General features: G+C 47.0%; 1 pseudogene. It reads left to right on the top strand.

Annotation, left to right across the window (positions count from 1 at the left end):
* Positions 1-547, top strand: a pseudogene (locus R7Z50_RS30270) (serine protease); the annotation flags it as partial.

Below are 547 nucleotides of genomic sequence, written 5' to 3'. Positions count from 1 at the left end.
TACTTATCACTTTGAAGAAGTCGATGGTTCGAATTTATTGGTGTTTGACGTTAACGAAAAATCTTGGGGCCCAAACTACCTCAACTTCCGTTTCTTCCTTGAAGATGACTTTGATACCGACAGCCAATACGGCATAGGGATGTCGACTAACTTTACCAACTTAAACTCGCACGGTGCTGAAATGGCTCTCAACGTTGAGATGGGCACAGATAAGCTCATTGAGGCGGAGCTGTATTCTCCGGTTCTGTCGAGCCAAGAGTTTTTTGTGGCTGGTAAGGTGGCGTACAGCAGTGAAGGGCGAAACTTGCCGGTCAGTGATGATGACTCGAGTTTAAGTTCGGTGAACGATTTTTTGCCAGTGTCTTATACCGAGTTTGTTTCCGAGATAGCGATTGGCATTCAGCCTACGTTGTGGCAAGAGTTGAGATTGGGCGGTCGATACTCTTCGGGTAGCATTGAGTTATCGACATAGGCGTCTGTAGGCAAGCTAGATGTTGAGCGAAGAGGCTTGTTTGCCAATTACCGCTTAGACACACTCGGTGGGGTT

It is taken from the genome of Vibrio sp. 1249-1, from assembly GCF_033340495.1.
The sequence above is the reverse complement of the archived record's forward strand: the minus strand, read 5'-3'. Positions and strand labels throughout refer to the sequence as shown.